Origin of the sequence: Brachyspira pilosicoli, assembly GCF_019402445.1 — a bacterium.
GTDB classification, from domain to species: domain Bacteria; phylum Spirochaetota; class Brachyspiria; order Brachyspirales; family Brachyspiraceae; genus Brachyspira; species Brachyspira pilosicoli_B.
This window is the reverse complement of sequence record NZ_SRZM01000451.1, coordinates 1-456: the sequence shown is the minus strand read 5'-3', so window position 1 is coordinate 456 and position 456 is coordinate 1. Positions and strand designations below refer to the sequence as shown.

1 protein-coding gene is annotated in these 456 nt (G+C 20.8%); it reads right to left on the bottom strand.

Annotated features, from left to right (window positions below):
• The coding region (locus tag E6A48_RS11785) for a tetratricopeptide repeat protein (RefSeq protein WP_475561310.1) at nucleotides 1-456 on the bottom strand (456 nt) is incomplete at both ends.

Here is a 456-nt window from a genome sequence, read left to right as displayed (position 1 = left end):
TCATATTTCTTTAAATGAAGTTTTAATTTTGCTATATTATAATAGGCTAAAGAATTATCTTCTACATCATCAACTTCAATATCATCAAAAACAATATCAATATTATTTAGTTTATAATTACACCAAGCAATATAATGGTCGCATTTTATTCTGTCAACAACATTTTTCTTTTCATCTCTCATAAATATTTGTTTAGCTTTTTTAAAATCTCTTAAAGCCTCACTATATTCTCTTAATTTGTATTTAAGTTTAGCCCTATTATAATAACCGTCTGAATATTTATGATTTATTGAAGTATTGAAATCTTCTAAAGCTTCATCATATATATTTAAATTGAATTTTATAAAACCTCTCAAATTATGTAAATCGTATTTCATATTATTGTTTGTTTCTATAAAATGATTATAATTTTCTATAATATCAGAATAATCATATTTAACTTTTTGAGTATTAAAA